Genomic DNA, 25034 nt, shown 5'->3' on the forward strand with positions numbered 1-25034 from the left:
TTACGTATCTTTCACCATCTAATGCATTTAATTTAAAATTAATTAATATGAAAACTATTTTTACCACTATTGCATTTGTAATGTCAGTCGTTTTTTACGCACAAGTAGAAACGCCACAACCGAGTCCAAATGCAATGCTAACCCAAAATGTTGGACTTTCAGAAGTTTCTGTGGCCTACTCAAGACCTTCCGCTAAAGGAAGAGTGATTTTTGGAGATCTGGTTCCTTTCGATAAACGATGGAGAACTGGAGCTAACGAAAATACAATTGTGACTTTTTCTGATGACGTAGAAATCGGTGGTCAAGCCCTGGAAGCTGGCAGCTATTCACTTTACAGTATTCCTAAAAAAGGAAGTTGGGATATTTTCTTTTATGAAAATACAGAAAACTGGGGCTTACCAAGAACATGGAACGAAGATGCTGTAGTGGCAATGATCAACGTTCCTGTAAAATCTTTAAAACATTTAGTAGAAACATTCACGATAGGGTTTGATAACATTACCATGGATAAGGCTCATCTTGCCATTTCATGGGAGAAAACAAAAGTTGAAGTTCCAATAGCTTTCCCTACTGACGAGATGGTGGAAGCTAATATTGATAGAATAATGTCTGGACCTACAGCTGCAGATTATTTCAACTCTGCGGTATACTACTTTACTTCTGGTAAAGATTTGGATAAAGCTGAAGCGTGGATGGAAAAAGGAATGGAAATGGCTGAAACAAAACCATTCTGGATGCAAAGACAACAGTCTTTGATATACGCTGCTAATGGCAAAAAGAAAAAAGCTATTGAGACCGCCAAAGCATCTCTAGCAGGAGCTAAAAAAGCAAACAATGCAGATTATATCAAAATGAATCAAGACTCACTTAAAGAGTGGGGGGCAATGTAATGAAGCACTAAGGCTCTAAATATTCAACCGACTCAGCTGATCTGGGTCGGTTTTTTTATGAATACCTGTAGGAGTATAGCTATGCCAATCACTAATCCACAACCAAACAAATTCAACCACAAATAAGGCATCCAGTCTTGGAAATATCCAAAAATAACAATGGCCTGAGTAATAATGGCTGCGACGAAAACAGCATGACTTCTCACATACTTGATAAAAAAGGCTAATAGGAAAATGCCTAAAACATTGCCATAAAAGATGGACCCGATAATATTGACAAGCTGAATCAAGTTATCAAATAGACTTGCGGTACAAGCAAAAATAATAGCGAAAACTCCCCAGCCCAGCGTAAACAGTTTTGTAGAGTTAACGTAATGCTTGTCTTCCTGCAAATTCTTTTTATTTCTTTTGTAAAGATCTATAGTTGTGGTGGAAGCCAAGGCATTCAACTCTGATGCAGTCGAAGACATAGCTGCAGATAAAATAACAGCAAGTAATAGCCCAATTAAACCTTTTGGCAGATTATTTAAGATAAAATGAATAAAAACATAGTCTTTATCGTTGGTTTCAATCTTTTCATCTACTTGTGAAATAATAAGCTTAGCTTCGTCTCTCAACTCAGTTTCTTTCCTGTTGAGTTGCTCAAGTTCAGTATTCAGATTTTTTTCGTCATTTGCTGTGCTTTTGGCAAATTGACTAGCAAGACTTTTCTTTTGATCCTGAATAGTTATGAGTTGATCCTCCAAATCTTCAAATTCAGAACTGTATTCTGATGCGGTTACGGCCTCTTTGGCAGCTGGGTTAAAGTTGATAGGAGAGTAGTTGAATTGGTAAAAGACAAAAACCATAATCCCGATAAGCAGGATAAAAAATTGCAGAGGTACTTTCAGTATAGCATTAAAAATCAATCCCATTTGACTTTCTCTCAGACTTTTACCAGAGAGGTAACGTTGAACCTGACTTTGATCTGTACCAAAATAGGAAAGTGCTAAAAAACTGCCGCCAATGATACCGCTCCAAAAGGTGTAACGATTATCAAAACTGAAAGAGAAGTCTACTACATTCAACTTGTCATTTGCTCCAGCGATCTTCATCGCCTTTGTAAAATTGATATCATCTGGTAAATAGGAAAAAATGAGAATAAACGCAGTAATGAGCCCCAAAAAAATAACAGCCATTTGTTGCTTTTGAGTCACATTGACTGCCTTGGTACCACCCGTTACAGTATAGATAATCACTAAAATTCCAATTAAAATATTCAAATAGAATAAATTCCAGCCTAAGACTGCAGAGAGAATTATTGAAGGCGCATAGATTGTAATTCCGGCTGCTAAGCTTCTTTGAATCAAAAATAAACCAGCAGTTAAGCTTCTGGTTTTTAGATCAAAACGAGATTCTAGATATTCATAGGCAGTGTAGACTTTAAGCCTATGATAAATCGGAAGAAATACAAGGCATATAATAATGATAGCTATAGGAAGACCAAAATAAAATTGGACAAAGCCCATGCCGTCATGAAAAGCCTGTCCTGGGGTAGATAAAAAGGTAATAGCACTGGCTTGAGTAGCCATTACCGACAGACCCACAGTCCACCAGCGAGAAGTATTACCTCCTTTTATAAAATCGTCTACATTGGCGTTATTTCTTGACTTTAGGCTGCCATAAACAACAATAAAGAGCAAGGTAGCAAATAAAATGATAAGGTCTAGAGTTTCCATGAAGCCGACTTAGTTTTGAAACCAGTTCATGAATAGATAAAAGCCAATGATGTAAACCGCATTGCAAATTAAAATCCAGGTATAAGCTGTTTTCCAAACGTATTTATCAGGGCCTTTAGACATCCTATTCTATTGAAATTAAATTTGAAATTAGTTTATATGCTCCAGACACTCCAGCTGGTAATTCTCTAAAAAAGCTTAAACCTGTATAGATATAATGACCTTTACCATATTCACCAACTAGAATGCTTCCTTTCTTTGGTTTTTCATTTTTATCATTCATCGATAAAATTGGTGTCAATTCATCAGACCAATCATCAGGAAAGTAGAGACCACGTTCTTGAACCCAGCCTTCAAAATCTTTTTCATCAATTGAATTTGGTGAATTCAATAGCGGATGATTAGGCTTGATAAACCTGACTTCAGCATTTTCTTCGGTTACACGGTCTCTGGACATGCTCATTTTAAAAGGAGCTATGTCTTCTGTTTTTAATCTTCTATTGGTGTTGTACTGCACAATCATAGTTCCTCCTTGTTGCACAAAATCAAATAACAAAGATTGTTTGAATGCGAGTTCCTCATGGATATTGTAAGCACGAATACCCGTCATAACAACATCATAATTTAAAAGTAGTTCTTTTGATATTGAATTGGGAGCCACTACATCAACTTCGAAACCCAAGTCCCGGAGATTACTTGGCACACTGGAGCCCGCTCCTTCGATGTAAGCGATTTTTCTATCACTTATTTTAATATCAAGATTGACAAGTTTAGTTGCCGCGTCCTGAATTAATTTGTGAGTGCCGATGTGATCGTACTCAATGGTTGAAACATTTTTTGAAATGACTTCGCCGTTTATCATCAGTTCAGGCTTCACATTGATTTCACCAGTCGTGGCAGGAGTAATTTCGAAAGAAAAACGCTTTTGCTCCCCTTTTGCTTTTAAATTCACCTTATAAGTTTGTGGTGATGACTTCCAGCCTTTAGGTAGATTAAGCCTCAAATCACCATTCAGATTATTATGAAAAGCTTCCACTTTAACTTCAATTGATTTTTTGTTTGAATTCTTGAAAATATATACCGATTCCTCAAACTCTAAAGATGCTTTGGGTAAAATTTCAAAGCTTTGATAAACTTCTCCTTTTACAGGGTCGTTGTATTTATAGATTAGAGGCTTTTCAATAACAAAATCAGATCCATTAATGTCTAATTGAAATTTGTAAACTAAAGGTTCTGGACTTTCGGCTAAACCAATAAGGTCTTGTTGTTTGACATTAAATAGTCCTAATTCTGGTGAATTTTCTAACCAATAGGGGGTTGTAAATTCTGAATTGATATCGATTTTTTGCGTTGTATTGTGCGTGTAGTCTAAATTATTTTCTAATACTACCGGAGATAGGCTTACATCTCGTCCATTGAGTGAGATAGACTTTAAAGTTATAGGGACTGGACTTCTATTGATAAGTTCAAACTCAACTTCAACCTGTTCTCCAGCATTTGCATATGGAGATGAACTTCTAGCTTCCACAAATAAGCCTAAAGAATGCATGATGATGGACTTAATTTGCTGCATTTTTTGAGATCTCCAAAAGTCGTCTTCAATATCTTCTATTAAAGCTTTAGACTTGAGTAACTTCGGAATAGAGAGCCATGGACGTCTTAAGTCGAAATCATTCTCAACGCTATATAGAATATCCCCTATGGCTTTGCCTTCTGGAATACGGTTCCAAGAGGTATCTATCCCAGAAAATGGATTATTCCCTTCAAATCCTTCACCTTTTATAAGTTCTATATATTCTGAACGCTCCCCTCGATAACCTGAATTTCCGAAGCCCTGTGACTTATGCTGGCTTCTACTCAAGGCAGAAATTTCATTATTAGATAAACCTTCTAACGGATAATAGGTATTGATGCCTAATTCTATAAAATTTGTTTTATCTGCTTCCTCAAATGCCTTTTGGCTCCCATAAAACCACCACGACGTATTGAAAAATCCACGTTTGGGCTGCCAGGGTTGAACTTGTTCTAGCTGGGAAGCATAGGCGTTTTTATTTCCTGCGAGCTCGAAGGCTTCTACACTCAAGAGAGCGGATGAGGTGTGATGGCCGTGCGTTGTACCCGAGGTTCTGTGATCGAATCGATTGATAATAATATCTGGTCTGTGTTTTCTTATCGCCCATACTACATCAGATAAAATTTCATCTTTATTCCAAATTTCTAAGGTTTCTTCTGGTGTTTTAGAATATCCAAAGTCTATGGCTCTTGAAAACATTTGATGACCCCCATCTATTTTTCTGGCATTGAGAAGTTCCTGAGTTCTGATTATACCCAGTTTTTCACTGAGTTCGGAACCGATTAAATTTTGACCACCATCTCCTCGCGTTAAGGATAGATAGGTGGTTTTGGCATTGACTTGTTTTGAGAAGTAGGTGATAAGGCTCGTATTTTCATCATCGGGATGAGCCGCTATGTAAAGCACATTGCCAAGAAAATTTAAGGATTGAATTTTCTGTAATATTTCAGAAGAAGAAAGTTTATTAGGTTCCTGAGGTGTGGCTATAAGGCTAACAAGTAAAAAGAAACAAAGACTTAGATTGCGATTTATCATTGTTGTAGTTTTGAATCAAATATACTAGCCTAACTTATTAATAATTAGTTATTGTGTAGCTTTTAACGATCTGTATTTTCATTCCTATCCAGCATGGCATCTTTTTTTAGTAAAGTTACCGACTTCTGTAAAAGCAGGTTGTTGGGATAGGTGACTAGTTCACCTTCTTCTGTTCTTAAATGAAGCTGGAATGCTTTTATGTCTTCAATAATGGCTGTAATTGGAAAATCTTTATCGTTGATTTGAATCTTATCGCCAATCTTGTAAGGAAATGAGAAAAACATGATGACACCAGAGGTAATATTGCTTAAGACGGACCAAATAGCAAATAATCCTATACCTATGACTGCAAACACAGATGAAAAAATTAAAGTTAACTCTCGTATTTCAACTCCCCAGATTAAGAGTAGCGAAAAGATAGCTATGAAGGAAACTAATACATTGATATACTTATAAATCAACTTAGTTCTAGCGTAATTCAGTTCATCTCGTTTGGCAATACGATTAGCTGATTTTTTAAGGCCAAGTCTTAATATTAGTAACAGAAAGACTACAATAGCTGTCCAAATGATCTGTTTTTCATAAGTAAAGAAAAAGGTTTCTATCATAAATTTACAAGTTTAAACTATCACGTAAATGTAAATATTTGTTTGAATTTTTTTCCCAATATTTTGTTCTCAATGTTTTATTTTTGATAGCTCTTGAAACTAAGGTGTCGTTTGAGGAAATGTCCAATTCTTCCCATTTTTCAATACTGTAAGGAAAGCTTTTGCTTTGATAAACATTAAGAATTCTTCCAAGAGCTGCATAGGTTAAACTTGTTACAATATAATCGCCTTCGCTTTGCTCAATAATTGCTTTGTAAGCCTTGAATTTTTTATGATTAAGCTGAAGAAAGCTTAGACTCGGCAGTATTTTTTGTTCTCCAAGCTTCATTTTTCTTGGATCTATTCTTAGGCTTAACCAAAGTTCATTTTCTGTAAAGGTTATTGGGCGCTCAAACTCTGCATCTGCTTCCCCTTCAAAATAAGAGTGTGTTTTGAGTTCAAACATCACTCTACGGTTTAATTGGGCATAGGTTTGGCCACACCATTCCTGTATACTTGAAGATGCTTTAAGTAAAGGCTCTCTTTTGGTCAACGGCAAAAAAGTACTCTCCATGATACTGTAGGGATAAATTCCTGTGTTGAATTTTTTGGTGGAATTAAGCTTCATCACAGATACTGTTGCTTCAGACTTTGAATTGGCTTTTACCTGTTGTTGTCTTAGAAAATCTTCAGTAACAAAAATCATCATGGCTTTGCCAGTTCTTTTTTCACCATAGCGGAAATACTCAAGATCGTAGCTGGTCAATTCAGCTTCTCCATTGTACCAATATTCCTTAAAAGCTTCAGATAAATCTCTTGGCTCAGCCTCCACATTAGGTTTAGACTGAAGATTAGGCTCTGTCTTACAACTGTAAATACTAACTAAAATCAAAATCAAAATAAATCTCATAAGCTAGAGTTTAGATAAATGTTCGTAAACTAAATGTACTGGAAATCCCATCACAGTATAAAATGATCCATTAATTTCTGAAATTCCTATCTGTCCAATCCATTCTTGAATACCATAAGCTCCGGCTTTATCCATCGGTGAATAGGTGTGAATATAGTGCCAGATTTCCTCTTTGGTGAGGGGCTTGAATTTTACTTTGGTCACATCATAATAAACGTTTTCCTTTTCAGTAGTTTTAATGCAAAAGGAAGAAATGACCTCATGAGTAGTATTGGAAAGGGATTGTATCATTTCAAAGGCTTCGTCCTTATCATTTGGTTTGTTGAGTGCACGGTCGTTGTGCCAAACGATAGTGTCTCCAGTAATTAGGACCTCATTTCCTAGCAGATCTGTAAACTGATCTGCTTTCAATTTCGCTAAAAAATCACTGATTTCATGATGTTTTAATTTATCATTAAAAACTTCGTTAACCGAGCGGAGCTCAACCTTGAAATCTACTCCAATAGACTTTAGAATTTCCTGACGTCTCGGTGAGCCAGAAGCCAAAATGACTTGCTTATTCTTTAAATTTTTTAAGATCATATAAATAAAAATGTAATCATGGAACACAAACCCGTTAAAAATACAAGTTTAAGGTGGGAACTGATGTCTTTGTAGTCTTTTTCTGATTTTGCACTAAGTGTTCGTTTGGATATAAGTATAAGGGGGAGGATGACAAACGTAAACATATAAAACATGACTAGGTTAAGGCTAAGAAAATAGGTCAGCAGAATGCTAAGTAATATAAAAACACTCAAGATAATTATACTAAATACAATGTAATTGGTTCTGCGTTTACCAATGAGGATAGGGAGTGTTGACATTCCACAGAAGTAATCCCCTTTAATATCTTCTATATCCTTAACCATTTCTCTGGAAAGATTAATCAAAAATGTTAGAACACTGTAGACTATTATGGTAAAGAAAACCACAGGATGCTGGCTTTTTTCAATAAGTATAGTTCCTAAGCAATAAATACTAAGCCCTACCAAAAGACTCACCAAAATGTTCCCTATAATGGCTTTTTTTTTCAACCAAATTGAATAAGCTGCGAGGGCTAGAGGAGAGGCTAATAAAATATAAAACACCAATAGATGGCTCTCAAAAGCCTGATTGATAAGCAAATATAATAAAGAAGCTAATCCCAAAAGGTTAGTCATACCATAAAGACCTAACGTTTTTTCTCTAGAGATAAGTTTATCCACCACTAGGCGTTGAGGTTTGTTGATACTATCGGTAGTAATATCAAAAAAATCATTGATGATGTTGCCACCAGCACCAAAACAAACCACAGCCAAAATTACTAAGGAATAATGAAATAAACTGAGTTCCAGATCAACTCCAAAGCCAGGTAGAAGCGAAAACCTTATAAGTAAAGCAGAAAAAATAAGGATGAGTAAATTTTTCCACCTTATAAGATTTAGAATATACATGGTTAATTAGTCAGCGTTTAGAATTTCCATTTTCCCTGGGTTTTCATGACCTGCTCAATAAGATCTCTCACACAGCCATCACCACCTTTTCTATGAGAAATGTAGTTTGATATATCTTTGACCTCGGGCACTGCATCCTGAGGACAAGTGGCCAGACCAACCATTTTCATAGGATAAATGTCTGGAATATCATCGCCCATAAAAGCTACATGCTCGGCTTGGATTCCATACACCTCCAAAAACTCTTCTAAGCATTCAGTTTTGTCCGCAACACCTAGATGTATATTAGTTATCCCTAAATCTCTTAACCGCGTCCTAACCATTTCATTGGTTCCTCCGGAGATGACAATGATTTCGTAGCCAGCCTTTAAGGCTTCTTTTACCACGAACCCATCTTTAACATTCATCGTTCTAATCAATTCTCCAGAAGAAGAGACTTGTAAAGAACCATTGGTGAATACACCATCGACATCAAAAGCAAAAGTGGTGATCTGGTTGAGTAATTCTTTATAGTTTGTCATATTTTTTTATAATGGATTCTGTAAGGAGCTTGTAAATAGCCTTATGATTTGTATTGCTTATCTCTCCTAGGTGCTTATTGATTGTCGTTTGATCGTTACGTATTGCTGGACCAGTTTGTACTTGAGATGGAGAGTTGGTTTGAACTTTATCTGCAGTTTCCTTAATAAGAGCTTTTAAAATATCAAAAGGCATGTCATCTTTGTTACAGATGTCTTCTCCTATGGCATATAAGTAATTTGTAAAATTACAAACAAAAACAGCGGCTCGATGCAAAGTTTGTCTTTGACTGGAGTTAATTTCAAAAACTACTGTAGAAATAGATTGTGCAATGTCTTTTAGGCGGTTGAGGTTTTTTTCTGAATACGCTTCAAGACAAAAGGGAATTTTAGAATAATCTAATTTTGAGCCTTTTGAAAAGGTCTGTAAGGGATAAAATACAGCAGAATTAGGTCTATCAAGCAATGATTGACTTCCAGAAGTGTGAGCTACAATGCCATTTAAAGTACTAAGCTGATCTGCTATTTTACTGATGACATCATCTTTTAGGCATAGCAAGTATAAATCTGCCTGTTTCAATTCAGAGATTGAAGTGGTGACAGCAGTAAATTTTTTGAAATTCTCTAATGATTCAGGCTTATGATTATAAACTTGCAAAACCTGACATAGGGCCGAAGCTTGTAGAGCCTTAAACATATGGCTAGCTACATTTCCAGTTCCTAAAATTACAATAGAATACATCTCCAAAAATTAGATGAACAAAGGTAAGGTTCATTTTTAGAAATTGATACAAAGCTGAGAGTCAAATTTCATTAAAACCAGCTTAAATTATAAAATTTAAATGAAAATTAAACTCACAATTATTAAAACTCAATAATCTCCAAAAAATTAACTATAAGTTCTTGAAATCAAGTCGATTTAATTAACAGAACTTCAACGTTCGTAAGCATGCATATACTTTAAAATTCATGCCTTATTGAGTATCTTTGCAGTTCGATATTTCTGAAATTATGTTAGAAAAAAAGATTAAGAATATTTTATTTTCCACAAGGCTGATGGCTGTGCTTTTTGTGGTCTACGCAGTCGCTATGGCTGTAGGTACTTTTATTGAAAATTCATACGCAACTGTTACCGCTCGGGAATGGATTTATGATGCTTGGTGGTTTGAGGTAATCATGGTGTTTTTCGTCATCAATTTCATAGGTAATATTTTTAGATACAAGTTACTGCGAAAGAAAAAATGGACCACACTCTTACTCCATTTATCTTTTATTTTGATTTTGGTAGGAGCATGGGTAACCAGATACATAGGAGAAGAGGGTATCATGCCGATAAGAGAAGGTGAAGTCGAGAATACAATGCTTTCAGAAAAAACTTATTTATCTACATTTATCGATGGTGAGATCGATGGAGAACCTCTAAGGAAAAAACAAGAATTTAAAGTAGATCTCGGTCCTGCCATTACTGAAGGTAAAACTATAAATACAGATTATAATGGTAACGCTATTCAATTTGAATTCCTAGAGTACATAGAAGGTGCTGAAGAGGGTGTTATTGAAGCTGAAGATGGAGATTATTTTTTAAAAATCGTAGAAGCTGGAGATGGTAACAGACACGACCATTATTTAAGAGCAGGTGAAGTGGCTAACATTCACAATATTCTTTTTGCTTTGAATAAGCAAACAGATGGAGCAATAAATATTGTTGGCAATAATGAAGTTGGTTTTACCATAAACTCACCATTTGAAGGCGATTGGATGCGTATGGCAGATCAGAAAAAAGGTCAATTGCCTAAAGATACTACTGAAGAATTACAAATGCGTTCACTATATAACGTTGGTGGAATGCAGTTTGTAATTCCCGAGCCCGCTATTAAAGGAAAATATGATCTCGTACCTAAAGAAATTGCTAATAAAAATGATCCTGACGGGATATTCGTTCAGGTTACTGCAAATGGACAGACTGAAAAAATTGGACTCTTAGGAGGCAAAGGCTTCCAGATGGATATGAAAAAGATTGCTGTTGGCGATTATGACATTTATCTGAGTTATGGTAGTAAAGATATTGAACTTCCGTTTGCTCTAAAATTAAATGATTTTATCGCAGAAAAGCATCCGGGAACCGAAGAAAGAAGACAGCCTAGTTATAAATCTTTTATGAGCAAAGTAGAAGTGGTTGATGGCAGTAACTCTTATCCTTACGATATCTACATGAATCATGTTTTAGATCATAAAGGCTATCGATTTTTCCAATCTTCTTTTGATCCCGACGAAGGCGGAACAATATTATCTGTCAATAATGACTGGTGGGGAACTTGGATTACTTATATCGGTTACTTTTTACTTTATCTGGGGCTAATGGCCATTATGTTTGACAGAGGGTCTCGTTTTGGAGATTTGAGAAAGAAACTGGATAAAATCAAGCAGAAAAAAGCAAAACTCACCAGCATTTTTATTTTGTTTTTTGGGTTAACTAGTTTCGCTCAGACAGAGAACGGTAATGTGGTGGAAGAGCCAGCAGAAGTTCAAGATACGCTTGCAGCATCTCATAATGATCATGATATCATCCCAAAAGTGGACTATGACAAGGTCATTAAAATGATACAAGCCAACAAAGTGAGCAAAGCTCATGCTGCAAAATTTGGAGAATTGATCATTCAGGATTTTGGTGGAAGGATGAAACCCATCAATACATATTCTTCAGAATTATTGAGAAAGCTTGGTAAACAAGATGAATATAATGATCTCAACAGCGATCAGGTCTTGCTATCGATGATCGAAAATCCTAATATTTGGTATTCAGCGCCATTAATTTCGATTAAAGCTAAAAATGATAGTATTCATCACGTTTTAGGTGTAGAGGAAGAGAAAGAATATGTGTCTCTTACAGACTTTTTTGATCCCCAAACAGCAGAATACAAGTTGAGTCCATTTCTTGATGCAGCTTACAAAGCGGCTGTACCAAATCAATTTCAAAAGGATTTTATCACAGCCGATGAGAAAGTCAATTTGATTTATAACACCTTGATGGGTGAGCAGTTCAAAATATTTCCTATCCCAGATCATCCTAATAACAAATGGGTGTCCTATCCAGAGTTGGATGATGAGCGATATTTTACCGGGGTAGATACTTTATATACCAAACAGGTGCTTCCACTATACATGCAGTCTTTACGATCTGCAAGATCTACAGGAGACTATGATCAAGCAGATGAACTGCTTTTGAGTTTAAAATCCTTCCAAGAGAAATATGGATCTGAAGTGATGCCTTCTGAAGATAAAGTCGAAGCTGAGATTTTATATAATAAGATTGATATTTTCAACCTGCTTTTTCAATATTATTTATATGTGAGTTTACTCATGATTGTTTTCGTCATTATGAGAATTTTCAAAGAAAATAAACTCAACAAATATGTTATAAGTGCAAGTAAAGTCTTATTAGTTGGATTATTCTTAGCACATACAGCAGGTTTGGTAGCCAGATGGTATATTTCTGGTCATGCGCCCTGGAGTAATGCTTATGAGAGTATGATTTATGTAGCCTGGGCTACCATGTTTTTTGGTCTTGCCTTCGGGCGTAAAAGTGACTTGACCATGGGTTCAACAGCTTTTGTTACCTCCATAATATTGATGGTTGCTCATTGGAATTGGTTAGACCCTACTATTGGAAACTTACAGCCTGTACTAGATTCTTACTGGCTGATGATCCACGTTGCGGTTATTGTTGGTAGTTATGGTCCCTTTGCTTTAGGTGCTATAATTGGTTTGGTATCGCTTATTCTAATTATTGCTACTAATAAGTCCAATTTCAAGAAAATGAAATTAAACATTCAGGAGCTCACTATAATTAACGAGTTAGCGCTAACTGTTGGCTTAGTAATGTTAACTATTGGTAACTTTTTAGGCGGTCAATGGGCTAACGAAAGCTGGGGAAGATACTGGGGCTGGGATCCCAAAGAAACCTGGGCTTTAATTAGTATTTTCGTTTATGCCTTTGTGATTCACATGAGACTGGTCCCTGGTTTAAGAGGGCTTTTTGCCTTCAATTGGGGAGCAGTTATTGCCTTCGGCTCTATATTGATGACTTATTTTGGAGTGAATTTCTACCTTACAGGTTTACACTCTTACGCTAGTGGTGATCAAATCATCAGTTACCAATTCATCATTATAGCGCTGGCCGTGTGGTTAGCCTTAGGATTTGCAGCCAAATGGAAGTATAAAAAATACTATTAAGCCTTTAGTCATATAATTAAAAAAAAGCCCCTTTCAATTGTATAAGGGGCTTTTTGAATAAGTATTTAACTTAACCTATTACCGATTAATCTTCTTCATTCCAAATATCCCAAGCTTTTTCGGCCTGAGCGATCAGCATCTGCTCACCATTTATAATCTGTGCTCCTTTCTCTTTGCCTTGAGCTAAAAAACTGGTGATAGAAGGGTTATAAATCAAATCATAAAGTAAATGCGCCTCATTGATGAATTCGAATGGAATAGGAGGACATTGGTTAACATCTGGATGTGTGCCAAGCGGTGTACAATTCACAATGAGTTGGTGACTATTAATAACTTCAGCATTCAGGTCTTCATAGGTAAAGTCGCCTTTATCTTTGTCTCTTGAGACAAAATTGATTTGATAGCCCATAGAAACTAGTGCATGTCTAACTGCCTTTGCAGCTCCTCCTGTACCCAAAATCAATGCGGCTTCATGATTTGGAGCAATCAATGAAAAGATTGATTTTGTGAAACCAAAAACGTCTGTATTATAACCTATTAGTTTTTTGTTTTCAATTTTAATTGTGTTTACAGCTCCGATACGTTCCGCTTGGGAGTCAATTTCATCCAAGAATGGTATGACTTTTTCTTTATAGGGGATAGTAACATTTAGACCAGCTAATTCGATGGAATTTCCGACAATCTGTTTGATTTCTTTAATGTCATCTATATCGTAGTTGATGTATTTTGCCTTGATGGCTTCATTATTAAACTTTGTATTGAAATAAGATTTTGAGAAAGAATAATCTATATTTTTTCCAATAAGTCCGTATGTTTTCATGTGTTATGTTGTTTTTCTTTGCCTACCATACCAAGCAAGGCTCAAAACTATTAAAATTCCTATGATAATAAAAAAGATTGCTACCCAAGTACTAATTTCTGAAAATTCGGGCAAATATCTTGAGTAATTATCCAACACCGGATCGCCGTTGGTGTCTACCAAGACTTCTCCCATATTGTTTTTCTTAAATATTTTCTCTTTCCAGGGCCAAACTACACCTAAACTACCTGTAATAAACCCAATAATGATGGAAAATGTAATTTTCTTATAATGTTTTAAAACATAATTCAGTAAATGAGAAAGTGTGATTAACCCAAATAAGGATCCTGCAGTGAACGATGTTAGAACTTCAAGCAAACGTATTCGCTTCAAGTCTTTGGTAAAACTGAAGTCTCCCTTTAGTACATCTGCAATAGTATCATAAAGCGCATTCACAGAATCAACTAAAAGTAAAACATAATTTCCTAACAAAATCAAAATAAAAGATCCCGATAAACCTGGTAAAGTCATTCCAGAAACACTGATGATTCCACAAAAAAATACAAACAGTAAATGATCATTTTCTGTTGCAGGCTTTAAAAAGCTTATGCTAAGTCCAGCCAAAACTCCTAAAATAATAAAGATTATAGTTCTGAGGGACTTGATTTCGAAATCCTTTCCGATGTAATAAATAGAACCGATAATCATTCCGAAGAATGAGGCCCAGACATATAATTCAAAATGTTCTATGAGGTAATCTAAGAGTTTAGAAACGCTGAAATAACTAAAAACCATGCCTAATATCAAAAGGAATAGAAACTTAGCATTGATATATTGGAAAAAACTCCTAAACCTTCCATTAAATAAAAGTTTCAAGGATTTAAGATTAAATTTCTGTAATGAATAAATGAACTCCTCGTAGAAACCAGCAACAAATGCGACAACTCCACCAGATACTCCAGGTACTTTATTGGCTGCACCCATGGCTAGTCCCTTCAAGAAAAGGAATATTTTATCACTAACTGTCCTTGTGCTCTGCATGAGAAAGGGGTTGATTTTCGGCTATTTTTTCTAAAAAAAGAATGAGTAAAAACCCAAAGATAGCTGCAAGGCTAGCAGCGAATAGTTTGGGATCTCCATCAAAATTCTGAGGGAGTACAGAAACTTCTTTCAGGATGACATCTTTGCCTTTTACTAGCTCTGTTTCCAGAACTTTTTTCCAAGGCCAAATTTTATTTAAAGATCCAGCAATGAATCCAGTTAAAATGGCCAGAGTGATAGCTTTATAATGATTGAATAGCCATTTTAAAATTCTGGAAAAACTCAAGATGCCGATAATAGCTCCAAGCCCCACAAGTCCTACAACCTGTAAATTAAATTCAGAAACAGCCTCGGTTATAGATTTGTAAGCTCCCATTAAAACGAGTATAAAGGCTCCTGAAATACCTGGCAGTATCATTGCGCAGATAGCTATTGAACCACAAAGTAGGTAATAAAGTGGATGCTCAATTCCGTCTGCAGGAGCTAATAAAGTAATACCATAAGCAATTATCAGGCCTAGCAGGGCAAAGGAAACAAGTTTTACATTCCACCGGTCAATTTGTTTTCCCACGTACCAGACACTCGCCAATACCAATCCAAAGAAAAACGACCAGACAATAATAGGGTAGGTTTCTAAAAGATAATTGGTGAGCCTCATTAATGTAAAAACACTAAAAAAAATACCAAGGAGCAAAGCAAGAATAAAACTTCCATTTAAGTTTTCCCACATCTTACCGAAGCCTTCTTTTTTCCAGGTTTTGATTAAACCAAAATCAACATTAGCTATAGTAGTAACTAACTCTTCGTAAATACCAGTTATAAAAGCAATAGTCCCTCCGGAAACACCAGGTACAACATCTGCAGCTCCCATACCAAGCCCTTTAAGACTTATGGTGAGGTAAGATTTTAAATTTCTTTTCATAGTAAGATTGACAATTTCAAAAGTAAGTTGAAAAAATTAAATAGGGAAGCCGCTATGATTCTTTTGTGAGCTCTATAAATAGACTTTCTAGGTTCTTATTTTTTTTGTGTAATTCAATAATTTTCAAACCTTTATCATAAGCGAAATCAAATACGTCTGCTCGTTTATCTACTGTTGTATCAAAAGTAATCTCATATCTAAATCGAGTAGTATTTTTAATATTTGATACTTTTCCAATTTCTTTTAAAGCCACCTCTTCGATTCTGTAATTGAATTCAACTTCTATAACCTGTTGATTTTCATCATTGAGATCTTGCATTTTCCTGTCGGATACAATCTGTCCTTTATTAATAATGATGACACGATCACAAATAGCTTCCACTTCCTGCATAATGTGAGTGGATAATAGTATGGTCTTGTCTTTACTAATAGACTTAATGAGCTCCCGTATTTCTATAAGTTGGTTGGGATCTAAACCTGTTGTAGGTTCATCCAGGATCAAAATGTCGGGGTCATGCAGTAAAGCTGCTGCAAGTCCTACCCGTTGTCTATACCCTTTTGATAATTGATAAATTCGCTTTCCAATTTCCTTTTCAAGCTTTGTCTGTTGGATAACTTTTTGAATGCGTTCCTTCGGACTGTTGAAAAGTTTAGCATGAAAATTAAGGTATTCTTTGATGTACATTTCTAAATAAATAGGATTGTGCTCTGGCAAATACCCGATTTGTTTTTGTATATCAGTCTTGGCTGTTTTTAATTTCAGATCATTGACACTGGCCTGTCCTGCTGTTGGACTTATAAAACCGGTTAAAATTTTCATCAGTGTAGATTTTCCAGCACCATTAGGTCCTAGTAAACCTACAACTTCACCTTTATTTATTTTGAAATTGATATTCTTTAAAACCTCTTGTTGTTGATATGATTTTGAAATAGAATTAACCTCAATTGACATACACTAAGTTTTATTCAAAAATACGAATTAAATATCGTTACGAATTCACAAAAGAAACTCATTGTACCATATTTTGAGTGGCTTGCTTAAAACCAAGCTAAATGCCTTTGATTTCTAACATTTAAGGTTAATTTTGTGGCTATGAAAAACGATAAGACTTTAAAAAACTGGTTAACAAAGATGAGTTTGGATCATCCTCTTGTTATCGCTGGTCCCTGTAGTGCAGAAACTGAAGAACAAGTCCTAAACATAGCCCACCAATTGAAAGATTCTGATGCCACAGTGATGAGGGCTGGAATCTGGAAACCAAGAACACGACCTGGAAATTTTGAAGGTGTTGGGGCTATAGGTCTTGAGTGGCTCAAGAAGGCTAAAAATGAAACCGGGCTTATGATTGCTACCGAGGTGGCAAACAAAACCCACGTAGACTTGGCTTTAAAAGCTGGAGTAGACGTCTTGTGGATTGGAGCAAGAAGCACTGTGAGTCCATTTATCGTTCAAGAAATTGCAGATGCACTGGAAGGAACAGATAAGATTGTATTGGTAAAGAATCCTGTAAATCCAGATTTAGCTTTATGGCTTGGTGGTGTAGAACGACTCTACAATGCCAACATTAAAAATCTTGGCGTCATTCATAGAGGTTTCTCCACCTATGAAAAAATCAAATACAGGAATAATCCTGAATGGCAAATCGCTATCGATCTTCAGAATCAATTCCCAGATTTACCAATCCTGGTAGATCCATCGCATATCGCTGGAGACAGGAATTTGGTATTTGATATATGCCAGACCGCGTTGGATCTAAATTATGATGGTATGATTGTGGAAACTCATCACACCCCAGATAAAGCCTGGAGTGATGCGGCACAGCAAATCACACCCGATTTTTTAAAGCAAATGACGATAGATTTACGTATTAGAAATAAGGAAGGTGCTGAAGAATTCAACAAAAATCTTAAAGGCTTAAGATCTAAAATTGATGTGATAGATCATCAAATCATTGAGTTTTTAGGAAAGCGTATGCAGGTCGTTGATGAAATTGGAGAATTAAAAAAGGCTAATAATGTTGCCATTCTTCAGCCTGATCGTTGGAGTAAAGTTTTGAATACACTAACTTTAGAGGGTGAAAAAAATCGGTTATCTAAAGACTTTGTAGAACGCCTTACTAAGGCTGTTCATGAAGAATCTATTGCTCATCAACATAAAATTATAAGCCAGTAAATATGATAAGAACCAATTCAAAAATAAGTAGATGAAGGCGGTTGTTTATAAATCTACTGGGAGTTGGTACCTCGTGAAAGCCGAGGATGGGAAAATCTATAATTCCAGAATCAAAGGTAAGTTTCGTCTTCAGGGGATAAAAAGTACGAATCCCATTGCAGTTGGTGATCATGTTGAAATTGATACGGAGACCAAAGGAGATGAAACTATTGGGATTATAAAAGAGATATTAGACAGGAAAAATTATATTATTCGTAAATCTGTTAATCTTTCTAAGCAAACCCACATCATCGCTGCAAATATTGATCAAGCCTTCTTATTGATCACTCATAATAATCCTCCTACCAGTACTACATTTATAGATCGGTTTTTGGTTACTGCAGAAGCTTATCATATACCAGTTGTCATCCTCATAAATAAAGTTGATGACTATTGTTTAGAGGAGTTTGCAGAGATGAAATACCTGGCTGAGTTATATAGGGAAATTGGCTATACCTCTATTGGTATTTCAGCAGAAACCGGTGAAAATATAGATCAGGTAAAAGCCTTAATGAAAGATAAGGTGAGTGTTTTTGCTGGTCATAGCGGGGTTGGGAAGTCTACTTTGGTAAACGCTATAGAACCTGAGTTAAACATCAAAACTTCAGAAATCTCTGAGCAGCATAGGCAGGGTCAACATACCACAACATTTGCAGAAATGCATGAACTACATTTTGGAGGACAAATCATTGATACGCCTGGTATAAGAGGCTTCGGTGTAGTTGATATTGATAAATATACCCTCGACAATTATTTTCCTGAGTTCTTTAAGCTTAAACCAAAGTGTAAGTTCAATAATTGTATTCATGTAGATGAACCTAAATGTGCTGTGAAACAGGCGTTGGCAGACGATGACCTGGCTTACTCCAGGTACAAAAGTTATTTACAAATTATGGAAGGTGAAGAAGATGAAAGTTTTAGGAAAGATCCCTTTCAAGATTTAAGATAAAATGAAGGTAATATTACAAAGAGTTATGAATGCTTCAGTAGAAATAGATACTGAAATTTCTGGAAGTATTAACCATGGCCTGTTAGTCTATCTCGGTATAGGGAATAGCGACACCAAAGAGGATATGGAATGGCTAATCAAAAAAATGACTCAACTAAGGATTTTCTCAGACAAAGAAGGCAAGATGAATTTAAATATAAATGAGGCTGAAGGTGAATTTTTAATTGTGAGTCAATTTACTTTGCATGCTTCACTTAAGAAGGGAAATAGGCCTAGTTTTACTGCAGCTGCAAAACCTGAAGAGGCAGAAGAAAAATACCAGGAATTTGTAGAGATGCTAGAATTAAAGCAAGGAAAACAAATTCAAACTGGTAAATTTGGAGCCCATATGAAAGTCATCTCCGTTAATGATGGGCCAGTTACATTTATTCTAGATAGTAAGAATAAGTTTTAATTTTATTGACATTTTTTAAGATTTTTTTATAGTTTTGATTTCTATGAAAAAAATCTTATTCCTGCTTGTTGTTTTGACTCTAACCTCTGTTAAAGCTCAAAACCAATATTCGTTAAACAATTTACCTTCAAGTCTAACCAAAAGATCTAATTCTGTCATTAGGAGTCATGATATTCATTTAGAGATAAATGATTATGATGATATCTACATTAATGAAGATAAAGTGATTACGGTGCTCAATAAAAACGGGATGTCTAGTGTTGATTTATATGCTCATTATGATAAATCAACAAAAATTAAGAACTTAAAAGTAACAGTTTATAATGCTTTTGGTCAAGAGATTAAGAAATTTAAGGAAAGAGATTTCACGGATGTAAGTGCTGTGGCTAATTTTAGTTTATATCAAGACGATAGAGTGAAATATTTGGAGTATACCCCTGTAAGTTACCCCATAACGATTCGTTTTGAAAAAGAACTTAAATCCAATAATACTGCTTTTATTCAGAGTTTCAACCCCTACACTAATTATTACCAGTCTGTACAAAAGTCAACTTTTAAAATAAACAATAATGCAGGTGTAGAGCTGAGGTCTTTTGAAAATGATTTTGTAGATGAAACGGTCACAAAGACTTTAACTTCTAAATCGCATCATTATGAAGTTAATAATCTACCTGCTATTCCCAGAGAAGCATACAGTAGTTCCTTAAGTTCTTTTACACCTAAGATAAGATTTGCTCTATCAAAGTTTAAATTAGAAGGTGAGACTGGTGAATTCAATAGTTGGAAAGATTTTGGTTATTGGCAATATCAACACTTACTTAGTGGTCAAGACGAGTTACCAGAGTCTACTATAGCTAAAGTTCACGAACTTACAGGAGGGCTTACAAGTACTGCCCAAAAAGCTAGAGCTATTTACAATTATGTACAAGATCAAATGCGTTATATAAGTGTACAAATAGGTTTAGGGGGGTGGAAGCCGATTTCAGCTGAAGAAGTAGATGAAAAAAAATACGGAGATTGTAAAGGCTTGACTAATTACACCAAAGCGCTATTAAGCGCTGCAGGGATTGAGTCTAACTATTGTGTGGTTAATGCAGGCACAGAAATTACTGATATAGAACAAGAATTTCCATCTATGCAAGGAAATCATGTCATTCTAAACATTCCTAATGAAGAAGGTTCTGATATTTGGTTGGAATGTACAAGTCAGGATATTCCATTTAACTTTTTAGGAACATTTACAGATGATAGGCAAGTATTTGCTGTTACTGCTTCTGGAGGTGAAATCATGAAAACCCCATCATTTACTGAAGAAGATAACCATCAATTTACCAAAGCAGAAATCAAAATTAACCAGAAACTTATCAAGGCTTCTGTTGAGATTATAACTCAGGGATCTCAATATGATAATCGCTACCATCTCGAGGGAAAGAATCCAAGTGAAATCGAAAAGCATTATCAGTCTTATTGGGATAATCTAAAAGAATTGAAACTAAACTCTTATGCTTTCGATAATGATAAGCCTAAAATTAGCTTTACGGAAAAGGTGGATGTTCAGATTGATAACTATATCAAGATTTACGGTAATGATTTGATTTTAGATGTCAATCCATTCAATAAATTTCAAATCAGTTTACCAAAATATGATGAAAGAAAAACACCCTTTAGTGTTGAAAGAGGCTTCGTAGATGAAGATGAATTTATTTTTGATCTAAGTCAACTTTCTTTAAATGTTGACCTCGAAGATGTAGAACTCAATACTAGGTTTGGAACCTACAAATTGAACTTTCAAGTTGTCAAAAATAAATTGATTGTGAAACGCTATTTTAAGTTGAAAAAAAAATAACTATAACAAATCCGACTATCCTGAATTTGTAGATTTCTTCGATGATATAGCAAATTACGATTCTACCAAACTAAGTTTGAAAATTTCATAAGCAAATACCAAAATTATGCAAAAACTCTTAACATTTACATTCCTGTTATTTAGTATTATTAATCTATTTGCTCAGCACAAGCCTAGAGAATTGAAAGAGGTGACATTGGAAATGTTGCGAGAGCGCCAAAGCTCTTTAGATTCTACTACTGCTGCTGAAGTACTGTATGAAAAAGGCAAAGTTACTTTTTCAGTTTTAGATGGTTTTCAATACAAGTATGTGGTAGTAAGACGAATTAAAATTTACAATCAAGAAGGCTACGATGAAGCTAATGTTCAGATTCCTTATTTTGTTGGCGAACTCAACTCTGATAGAGAGTCTGTTTCGAAAATTGATGGTTATGTCTATTACGAAGAAGATGGTGAAGTGGAACGAGACAAAATTAGAAACAGAGACGTTTTTGATTTGGACCTTAGCGAAATGTGGGAGGCCAAAAAATTTACAATCCCAAGGATACAAGATGGTGTAATCATTGAATATTCCTACACCATCGACTCTCCACATATTAATAATCTTCCAAAATGGGTTTTTCAGGATGATATTCCGACTAGATACTCAGAATACACCACAAGAATTCCTAATGAATATATAGCATACAATATTAGGACACAAGGTTACCTTGCTTTTGAGAGTTCTAGAAATATTGTAGAAGGGAATTTGTTTGTTGGTACAGGAACAATGAGAACTACGGTAGAGGAAACCATAAGCGTCGCCTTAGATGTGCCTAAAATAGAAGAAGAACCTTATCTCAATAACATCGATAATTATCTTCCAACCATTAGTTATGAGCTTTCTTCATTTAGAACAAACAAGTACGGAACACAAAAATCAGTTGCTAGAACATGGGATGATGTAGTAAAAACCATGTCAGAATCAGACTCCTATGAAAGGGAATTAGCAAGGACCAGATATTTTGAAGACGATCTAAATCGAATACTTAAAGACCTTAGTTTACCTGAGGATAAAATGAATGCCATCTTTGAGTTTGTGAAGACTAAGATGACCTGGAATGAGAAAGAGCGAAAGTACACTAGCGATAAACTTCATCGAGTTTATGAAGAAGGTTTAGGCAACTCAGCAGATATTAATCTTATGCTTACAGCAATGCTTAGAGCTGCAGGTTTAGATGCTAACCCTATAATTTCAAGTACAATATCTAAAGGGGTTCCCTTGTTTCCAACGCTGTCTGGTTTCAATTATGTATTTACTCACGTCGATATAAATGGACAGGAATTCTTACTCGATGCCACTGAGGAATTTTCCTCGCCTAATGTTTTACCAAAGCGTTTATTGAATTGGAATGGAACTGTAATAAAAGAAAATGGCTTTAAAACAATAGACTTAGTCCCCTCATTACATTCAAGCAAGAAATACCAAATACAAGCTGAGCTCAATGATAAGGGAGAAATACTTGGAAAGTGCAGAATAATCTCTCAGGATCAATTTGCTTTAAAAACTAGAAAATTAATTTATAAAAAAAGTCCTGAAGAATTAAAATTGAGATATGAGAAAAATTTCAATGCAGCAAAAATCAATGATATATCCAGCTTAAATTTGAAAGACCGAAGCAAACCCTTGGTTGAAAATTTCTCATTTTCTGGAAAAGAGAAATTCGTCGAAGAAATCGGAAATAAACTTTACCTATCTCCGATGTTGTTTTTGAAAATGGAAGAAAATCCGTTTAAAAAAGAAAAAAGAATTTACCCAGTTGATTTTACCCATCCTAGGATTTTAGAATACTTTATCGTAATCAAAATACCTTCGGATTATAAGATCGATTACATACCAAAGCAAGAAATTCTTCAGCTTGGAAATGATGTTTCCAAATTAACCTACTTAGTTAATGGAAACCAAAACATCATATCTGTAAACGTTAAGCATGAGATTAACACACCAATAATTCTACCACAAGATTATAAGAATTTACGAGATTTTTACATTTCTTTGATGAATAAAGAAAATGAAAAAATTGTTCTCGTAAAATCTTAATTATGAATATAGAAGATGCTCAAAAGGCTGTAGATCGTTGGATAAAAGAACATGGGGTCCGTTATTTTGATGAACTTACCAATATGGCTCAGCTCACCGAAGAGGTAGGAGAAGTCGCCAGAATTATAGCCAGAAGATACGGAGAGCAAAGCGAAAAGGAGAGTGACAAAGCTAAAGATCTTGGAGAAGAGCTTGCAGATGTGGTCTTTGTTGTTTTATGTTTGGCTAATCAAACCGGAATTGATTTGCAAAAAGCATTTGATGAGAAATTGAATTTAAAAACACAGCGCGATCACTACCGGCATCAAAATAACCCAAAACTGAAGTAAATGTTTCAACGTGTGATTTCTGCTAAAGGCTTTTGGCGTTCTGTAATAAGTCTCGCTATAGGCTTTATTTTTATATACAATATTATCGATGTTTGGATTGGCTATGATTTTGACTGGAAGCTGTATGCTGAAAACAGATTCGCTAAAGATAATTTACTTAGATTCTTTGTCGCCAATATTATGAGTGGATTTGTATATGGTTTTGTTGTTACCTTTTTAAAATTTAGAGGTAATATCAAAAAAAATGATGCTCGATGAAGTTAAGCTATGCTCCTCCTCAGGCTCAACATTTTTCTTTTGATATTACTGGCTCTAAGAGCATTTCCAACCGCTATTTAATATTACAAGCCATTTTCCCCAATTTAGAACTGAATGGTTTATCGAATAGCGATGATACCCAGGTGCTTCAAAAGGCTTTATCTACGACAACACCTGTTGTGGATATTCATCATGCGGGAACAGCTATGCGATTTCTCACCGCTTATTTGTCTTCTAGATCTGGTTATGAAGTTACTTTAACAGGAAGCTCAAGAATGCAGGAAAGACCCATCGGAATCCTCGTTGAAGCCATGCGCGAGCTTGGAGCAGATATTCAATATGAAAAGACCGAGGGTTTTCCGCCATTGAAAATCAAAGGCACAACCTTAACCAAAGACGAAATTTCTATTTCTGCTAATGTCAGCAGTCAATACATAACAGCCTTAATGCTTATTTCACCTTCGCTTACAAAAGGCTTGAAAATCAGATTAGAGTCTAAAGTGACTTCTAAGCCTTATCTGAAAATGACAGCACAGGCGCTTCGGAATATTGGCGTAAAGGTCGATTTTGATAAAAACCAAATCAGTATCCAACCCAAAAGTGCAATTTCTGATAAAACTGTTGCAGTAGAATCAGACTGGAGTTCAGCATCTTATTTTTATAGTTGTTTAGCCTTACGAGATTTAGGGAGTATTGAACTTTCAACGTACTATAAAAACAGCTTACAGGGAGATTCTAAGGTGGCAGAATATTATAAACTATTTGGTATTCATACCGAGTTCCAAGAGCAGTCGATCCGACTTTCAAAAGAGGAAAACTTTCAAATTCCAGAATTTATTGAACTCGACTTGAATGATACACCAGACCTGGCTCAAACCATTGCTGTTAGCTGCTTAGGTTTAGGGGTAGAATGTTTATTAACGGGTCTTCATACGCTCAAGGTCAAAGAAACCGATCGTTTAGTCGCTTTGAAAAATGAAATTGAAAAGTTTGGAGCTATCGTTGAAATCACTTCAGAATCTCTTCACTTAAAAGCTGAAGCTAATTTGAATTCAAATGTTCAGGTAAAAACCTACCAGGACCACAGGATGGCAATGGCTTTTGCGCCTTTAGCGATCAAAACAGGTTTACAAATTTTAGAGCCAGAGGTCGTCTCCAAGTCATTTCCAAGCTTTTGGGAAGAAATGAAAATCTTAGGCATCTCGTAA

At 35.4% G+C, this 25034-nt stretch carries 22 protein-coding genes; 10 read left to right on the top strand and 12 right to left on the bottom strand.

What is annotated here, in order from left to right:
- The first annotated feature begins 47 nt into the window (after positions 1–47).
- Positions 48–890 carry a DUF2911 domain-containing protein gene (locus F598_RS0106055; RefSeq protein WP_019038134.1) on the top strand — a complete coding sequence of 281 codons (843 nt, stop codon included), beginning with the start codon at positions 48–50 and terminating at the stop codon, positions 888–890.
- Positions 891–922: 32 nt separating this feature from the next.
- On the opposite strand, the gene F598_RS0106060 is transcribed toward F598_RS0106055, so the two are convergent.
- The 8 genes from F598_RS0106060 to F598_RS0106095 all read right to left on the bottom strand — a co-directional run bounded on the left by F598_RS0106060 (position 923) and on the right by F598_RS0106095 (position 9445).
- Complete coding sequence (locus F598_RS0106060; protein WP_019038135.1) at positions 923–2608, bottom strand: sodium:solute symporter family protein; 1686 nt, start codon at positions 2606–2608, stop codon at positions 923–925.
- A 124-nt stretch (positions 2609–2732) separates the two neighbouring features.
- Complete coding sequence (locus F598_RS0106065; RefSeq protein WP_019038136.1) at positions 2733–5216, bottom strand: PIG-L family deacetylase; 2484 nt, start codon at positions 5214–5216, stop codon at positions 2733–2735.
- A 62-nt stretch (positions 5217–5278) separates the two neighbouring features.
- Complete coding sequence (locus F598_RS0106070) at positions 5279–5824, bottom strand: mechanosensitive ion channel domain-containing protein (protein WP_019038137.1); 546 nt, start codon at positions 5822–5824, stop codon at positions 5279–5281.
- A 4-nt stretch (positions 5825–5828) separates the two neighbouring features.
- Positions 5829–6713, bottom strand: a complete 885-nt coding sequence (locus F598_RS0106075) for a hypothetical protein (protein WP_019038138.1) — start codon at positions 6711–6713, stop codon at positions 5829–5831.
- A gap of 3 nt (positions 6714–6716) precedes the next feature.
- Positions 6717–7295, bottom strand: a complete 579-nt coding sequence (locus tag F598_RS0106080) for a Maf family nucleotide pyrophosphatase (RefSeq protein WP_019038139.1) — start codon at positions 7293–7295, stop codon at positions 6717–6719.
- The gene (locus F598_RS0106085; protein WP_019038140.1) at positions 7292–8185 is read right to left on the bottom strand and encodes a geranylgeranylglycerol-phosphate geranylgeranyltransferase; all 894 of its coding nucleotides are present in this window, start codon (positions 8183–8185) and stop codon (positions 7292–7294) included. Before F598_RS0106085 ends, F598_RS0106080 begins: the two co-directional genes overlap by 4 nt.
- Before the next feature lie 17 nt (positions 8186–8202).
- The gene (locus F598_RS0106090) at positions 8203–8706 is read right to left on the bottom strand and encodes a KdsC family phosphatase (protein WP_019038141.1); all 504 of its coding nucleotides are present in this window, start codon (positions 8704–8706) and stop codon (positions 8203–8205) included.
- Complete coding sequence (locus F598_RS0106095; RefSeq protein WP_019038142.1) at positions 8693–9445, bottom strand: Rossmann-like and DUF2520 domain-containing protein; 753 nt, start codon at positions 9443–9445, stop codon at positions 8693–8695. Before F598_RS0106095 ends, F598_RS0106090 begins: the two co-directional genes overlap by 14 nt.
- 269 nt (positions 9446–9714) lie before the next feature.
- Here F598_RS0106095 and F598_RS0106100 point away from each other — a divergent pair, with 269 nt between their 5' ends.
- Entirely contained in the window at positions 9715–12936 is a 3222-nt protein-coding gene (locus F598_RS0106100; RefSeq protein WP_019038143.1) for a cytochrome c biogenesis protein, read from the top strand.
- An 85-nt stretch (positions 12937–13021) separates the two neighbouring features.
- On the opposite strand, the gene F598_RS0106105 is transcribed toward F598_RS0106100, so the two are convergent.
- From F598_RS0106105 to gldA, 4 genes are read right to left on the bottom strand one after another with little or no spacing between them, the layout of a single operon-like run.
- Positions 13022–13756: a shikimate dehydrogenase family protein gene (locus tag F598_RS0106105; RefSeq protein WP_019038144.1), complete on the bottom strand. Its 735-nt coding sequence runs from the start codon at positions 13754–13756 to the stop codon at positions 13022–13024.
- 3 nt (positions 13757–13759) lie between these two features.
- A complete protein-coding gene (locus F598_RS0106110) occupies positions 13760–14776 on the bottom strand; it encodes a DUF368 domain-containing protein (protein ID WP_026302550.1) in 1017 nt (338 codons plus the stop codon).
- The gene (locus F598_RS0106115; RefSeq protein WP_019038146.1) at positions 14754–15698 is read right to left on the bottom strand and encodes a DUF368 domain-containing protein; all 945 of its coding nucleotides are present in this window, start codon (positions 15696–15698) and stop codon (positions 14754–14756) included. The genes F598_RS0106110 and F598_RS0106115 overlap by 23 nt, the downstream gene beginning before the upstream one ends.
- Positions 15699–15750: 52 nt before the next feature.
- Complete coding sequence (gene gldA / locus F598_RS0106120) at positions 15751–16650, bottom strand: gliding motility-associated ABC transporter ATP-binding subunit GldA (RefSeq protein ID WP_019038147.1); 900 nt, start codon at positions 16648–16650, stop codon at positions 15751–15753.
- A gap of 141 nt (positions 16651–16791) precedes the next feature.
- Here gldA and F598_RS0106125 point away from each other — a divergent pair, with 141 nt between their 5' ends.
- The 8 genes from F598_RS0106125 (at position 16792) to F598_RS0106160 (ending at position 25034) form a co-directional block, all read left to right on the top strand.
- Positions 16792–17871: a bifunctional 3-deoxy-7-phosphoheptulonate synthase/chorismate mutase type II gene (locus tag F598_RS0106125; RefSeq protein ID WP_019038148.1), complete on the top strand. Its 1080-nt coding sequence runs from the start codon at positions 16792–16794 to the stop codon at positions 17869–17871.
- A 31-nt stretch (positions 17872–17902) separates the two neighbouring features.
- Entirely contained in the window at positions 17903–18859 is a 957-nt protein-coding gene (rsgA, locus tag F598_RS0106130; RefSeq protein WP_019038149.1) for a ribosome small subunit-dependent GTPase A, read from the top strand.
- A 1-nt stretch (position 18860) separates the two neighbouring features.
- Complete coding sequence (gene dtd / locus F598_RS0106135) at positions 18861–19313, top strand: D-aminoacyl-tRNA deacylase (protein ID WP_019038150.1); 453 nt, start codon at positions 18861–18863, stop codon at positions 19311–19313.
- A gap of 43 nt (positions 19314–19356) precedes the next feature.
- Positions 19357–21159 (top strand): DUF3857 domain-containing transglutaminase family protein, encoded by a 1803-nt coding sequence (locus F598_RS14775; protein ID WP_019038151.1) that lies wholly within the window; start codon positions 19357–19359, stop codon positions 21157–21159.
- 106 nt (positions 21160–21265) lie between these two features.
- A complete protein-coding gene (locus tag F598_RS0106145) occupies positions 21266–23239 on the top strand; it encodes a transglutaminase family protein (RefSeq protein WP_019038152.1) in 1974 nt (657 codons plus the stop codon).
- A gap of 2 nt (positions 23240–23241) precedes the next feature.
- Complete coding sequence (locus tag F598_RS0106150; RefSeq protein WP_019038153.1) at positions 23242–23568, top strand: nucleotide pyrophosphohydrolase; 327 nt, start codon at positions 23242–23244, stop codon at positions 23566–23568.
- Positions 23569–23826 (top strand): hypothetical protein, encoded by a 258-nt coding sequence (locus F598_RS0106155; RefSeq protein WP_019038154.1) that lies wholly within the window; start codon positions 23569–23571, stop codon positions 23824–23826.
- On the top strand, positions 23823–25034 hold the full coding sequence (locus F598_RS0106160; protein ID WP_019038155.1) for a 3-phosphoshikimate 1-carboxyvinyltransferase: 1212 nt from the start codon (positions 23823–23825) through the stop codon (positions 25032–25034). Before F598_RS0106155 ends, F598_RS0106160 begins: the two co-directional genes overlap by 4 nt.

Origin of the sequence: Psychroflexus tropicus DSM 15496 (genome assembly GCF_000378765.1) — a bacterium.
Lineage (GTDB): Bacteria > Bacteroidota > Bacteroidia > Flavobacteriales > Flavobacteriaceae > Psychroflexus > Psychroflexus tropicus.